5 protein-coding genes are annotated in these 3,975 nt (G+C 59.3%); 3 read left to right on the top strand and 2 right to left on the bottom strand.

Annotated elements, in window-relative coordinates; all coding sequences use genetic code 11:
* Window positions 1-187 precede the first annotated feature (187 nt).
* Both WC614_14025 and WC614_14020 read right to left on the bottom strand, forming a co-directional pair.
* Window positions 188-694, bottom strand: coding sequence for a hypothetical protein (locus tag WC614_14025; protein MFA5034121.1), 507 nt, complete (start codon window positions 692-694; stop codon window positions 188-190).
* Window positions 695-859: 165 nt separating this feature from the next.
* Entirely contained in the window at window positions 860-1,702 is an 843-nt protein-coding gene (locus WC614_14020; GenBank protein ID MFA5034120.1) for a hypothetical protein, read from the bottom strand.
* Window positions 1,703-1,826: 124 nt separating this feature from the next.
* On the opposite strand from WC614_14020, the gene WC614_14015 reads away from it, so the two are divergent.
* The 3 genes from WC614_14015 to WC614_14005 form a co-directional block, all read left to right on the top strand.
* Window positions 1,827-2,003 (top strand): hypothetical protein, encoded by a 177-nt coding sequence (locus tag WC614_14015; GenBank protein MFA5034119.1) that lies wholly within the window; start codon window positions 1,827-1,829, stop codon window positions 2,001-2,003.
* 86 nt (window positions 2,004-2,089) lie between these two features.
* A complete protein-coding gene (locus tag WC614_14010; GenBank protein MFA5034118.1) occupies window positions 2,090-3,229 on the top strand; it encodes an HK97 family phage prohead protease in 1,140 nt (379 codons plus the stop codon).
* Window positions 3,230-3,259: 30 nt separating this feature from the next.
* Window positions 3,260-3,975: major capsid protein (locus WC614_14005; GenBank protein MFA5034117.1), on the top strand; the 716-nt coding region annotated here is incomplete at its 3' end.

The following is a 3,975-nucleotide window of genomic DNA, read 5'->3' as shown; positions in this document are numbered from 1 at the left end:
ATTCCATGTTTTCATTTGTTCCTCAGATTCGTCGGACGCCACATCCCGCGGAACAGACTAGAACCTTCGATTCCCTTGGCTTCGCAATTCTCTTGTGCCTTCGCGGCCGTTTAGCCACGCATCCACCTAACGCCGAGGATGAGCGGCGGCGCCTATCAAGATTTTCCTCATCGAGGCGCCGGCCGCTCTATCCAATGTTAGGCGGCCTCACCGGCTTTCGTAGTGGCCATTGATTTGAATCCGCACCACGAGCGCGTCGATAGTCTGTATAGAAGGTGATGCCTAGACCGTTCTTATATTCCAACGCGAGAGCCAGATCCCTTAGTTCGTTTGGTTGAAGTGCTTCGTGAAATCGATGCTGTGCTGCCACCACCGTTGCTCTATCGAGCTCGCGCACGAGTTCCTTTTCAAGCGTCACAATATCAAGAGCCTTGATGTGAGGAATGCCCAAAGAAGCCAATTCCGGCAGATTGGCATGCAAGACCGCGAGTTCGAGGGCGTCTTCCTTGGTTATGTTCGTAATCACGACCTTGTAGCGCCAACGGATTCTCAGCTTATCATCAGTGGACCCAACTCCGGAGTCACCCCCATGAGTTTTGTATTCGACTTTAAGTCTTGGCCGAGAGCGGTAAATCCCGAAGATGCCGAGAAACTTATCGAGCGCCCATTTTAGATGTGTAATTTCGAAAATCATATTGGCCGCCGCATGGGTCTGCCGTGCGCGGAGCAGCGCGCCGCGCCGGCAGAACTGTTAGGTTGCGCTGTTTGTTCAATCTTCAAAATCAATTCTGTTGCGCGGATTAGTCCGCTCACCGCTGACGATCCATTGTAGTCTGGTCAAGCAGCATAATCGCCTCGGTCATTTTAGTCTGCAATCGGCGCGATTGCCCAGGCCGACTCGACACTCGACCTGAACCGCCTTGCCATTTGCAGTCAGATTAAGAATCTGCAAATCATCCTCAGGTGGCCGTCGATGGTATTCGACCCCCAATTCTCCTGTTCCCGCCATCGGAGCCATCGCATTATATAGGTTGGTCAATCGAAATGGTGCTCGACGATGGAACTCCTGAAGATAGGAATTATCATCAGCCTCACAGGGCACACCGTCAGGGATTTTCGACGCAAGCGCAAGAGCCTTTCTCTCAAACCCATCGTAGAACTGATAGAACCCCTGAAACAACTCAAGCGCAGCTTTCTCTCGGGGACGACATGGCGATAGACGAAATACCTTCGGGAAGCTCCTTCGATACCAAGGCTCACGCGGCTCGAATAGGGTAGCGATTCTGAATGTCAAGACTTGAGCCTGGACCTGAATTTTACTCATTCGCTCCTGCATCTCGTTTGATCGCAAGTTGATCTCAGCCTTACCAAGACGACGATCCATCAACTCGCAGCGGGCCTTATTGAAATGGTTGAGAGTGCCGATCATTTCGCCGTAGAGTTCAGCTATATCTCTCACCACCTCCAGCCGAGCCTGCTGCAGTTGTTTCTCTTGTTCAACATGAGTCTGCAAAGCAAGGAGACCAAAGCTTCCTATCGCCACCGTTATGAGGGAGACCCAAAGGGGATTATGCGAGGCATCTGCGCATCGGGCCCAAATCCATCTCGCACAATCAGCGGTCTTCTGGAACAAAAAACCACCGAAATGCTTGACGATTCGTACGACTGCAGCGTGTTGAAGCACAAATTTTGCTATTGGCATTTTGTCGACTCAATATGAGACAAGCCTGTTGCGATTCTATCATGGAATGCCCTTGGGCATCTTGCCTGCGAACACTTCGAAGTGTTCGTGGACAAAATCCCCGTCATCCGTTAAAGTTTGATGGATGGCAGAATCGCACGAGCAGGCCGTGGACGAAGCACTCTGGAAGTTCCACCAACGGAATAGGAAGGAGCGCTTCTTCGGCGTCGTGGAACTGCACTACCACGACGGCGCGGTCGTGCTCGCGAGGAAGCAGCAGACTTTCAAGCAGAAGGATCTTCTCCGCCTAGTGGCGGAGTAGTTTAGGCGCGGTCGGGAACAACCGAAGCGCCGCTGGCCCGAGGATCACATCCCCGGACCGGCGGCGCCTTCTTTTTAGGGAGGAACGTGGAGACCAAGGCAGCCGTGCTGAGGAGGGAAGTCCCCTTCACTTGCTCGCTAGACATCTACAAGCAGGCGGAGGAGGCCGGCGAGTTCCACATCGTGGGCTACGCCGCCACCACGGACTTCGACCAGCAGGGCGATGTCATCACCGCCGAGGCGCTCAAGGCCGCGGCCGACGACCTGCTCAAAAACTCCACCGTCCTCCTCAACCACGATCTCAAGCGCCCTATCGGCCGCGTGGTCAGCGTCAAGTTCGACCAGCGCGGCCTCCTGATCGACGCCCTCATATCGAGCACCGAGCCGGACGTCATCCAGAAGATCAAGGAGGGCGTCCTGAACAAGTTCTCAATCCGCGGCTCCGTGCTGGAGCGCGAGCGCAAGTGGGACGCCAAGCAGGAAAGGGTCGTCAACGTCATCCAGCGGCTGTCCCTGATCGAGGCATCCCTTGTATCCGTGCCCGCCAACCCCGAGGCCAAGGCCGTCGGGTGGTACACCAAGATGGCCCTGGCAGACGCAACCACGCATGAAGGAGGAACAGATATGGACCCGAAGAAGGAACAGGGAGCGGCCCCCATGGCCGCGGCCGGACAGGGCGGGGCAGCCCCCGCCGCACCCGCGCCGGAGCCCGCGAAGACCACGGCCATGCCGCCCCCGGAGGCAGGCAAGCCTGCCATGGAAGCCCCGGTGCCCGCGCCCATGGCGCAACCCGCCGCCGAACCCCAGGCCGAGTTGGCCGGGATGATGAAGATGTTCGAGAAGCTCGCGGGCCAGGCATTCGTGCCCCTGCTCGCCAAGCTCGACCAGATCGTCTCGGCCGGCGACGCCAAGGTCAAGGGCATGGCGCTGGAGGCCAAAACCATGGTCGAGGCCATGCTGTCGCACAACGCTCCGGCCATGGCCAAGCAGGACGGCGCCGGCGCGGCGCAGCCCGACGTGGCCTCCGTGGTGGCCTCCGAGGTCTCCAAGCAGCTCAAGAAGGCCATCGACGATATCCCCACGCTGCGCAAGGGTCTGTCCCCGGACGGGGACGGCCGCAAGCCCGGCGCGGACGGCGAGGAAGTCCTGAAGGCGTTCGAGAAGCTCGACCCCAGCCAGAAGCTGCGGGCCCTTCTCTCGGTGCAGCACAGCCGGAGCGCCGCATAGGCCCCGCGATCAAAGGAGGAACAGAAGACCATGAACGACCTTGAGGAGCTCAAGAAGGCCCTGGACCTGGCGGGAGCCGGTTCCATCCTCCACCAGCCGCAGATCGACGGCGTGCTGGCGGAGATCATCGAGCGCAGCAACCCGCTCCGGCAGAACCTGCCCCGCAAGCCCGGGTCCGGCTCGGCCTACATCTTCAACCGCAGGACCGCGCGAGGAGCTGCCCAGTTCGTCAACGACACCGAGGAGCCGACCGAGCAGGAGAGCTCCTACGACCAGCAGACCTTCCCCTATCGGACGATCCTCTACCGCGGGAAGGTCACGCGGCGGCTCCAGAAGCAGGGCAAGACCCTGCTCGACTGCGAGGCCGAAGAGATCGAGTCCGGCCTGCAGTCCGTCCGGGACCAGGAAGAGGAAGCCCTGATCGTCGGGGACGCGGCCGCGAACCCCAAGCAGTTCAGCGGGCTGAGGAAGATCATCCAGGCCGGGCAGATCGTCGAGGCCGGGACCAACGGCGGGCAGCTCTCCCTCAAGATGCTCGATGAGGCCATCGACAAGGTGATCGGGAGCCCCAACATGCTCCTGATGACCAAGGCCATGCACCGCAAGCTCAACAGCCTGCTCCAGGCCCAGCAGCGGTTCATGGACACGGTGGAGGTCCAGGGCGGTTTCCGGCTCCAGGCCTACCAGGGCATCCCGATCTACCGGACCATCTGGCAGCCGGGCAACGAGGTCCAGGGCACGGCCAA

It is taken from the genome of bacterium (assembly GCA_041649255.1).
In the GTDB taxonomy this organism is placed as follows: domain Bacteria; phylum Hydrothermota; class UBA3073; order JACQXS01; family JAQTXJ01; genus JAQTXJ01.
Note: the sequence above shows the minus strand (reverse complement) of the source record. Positions and strands in the feature narration are given on the sequence as shown.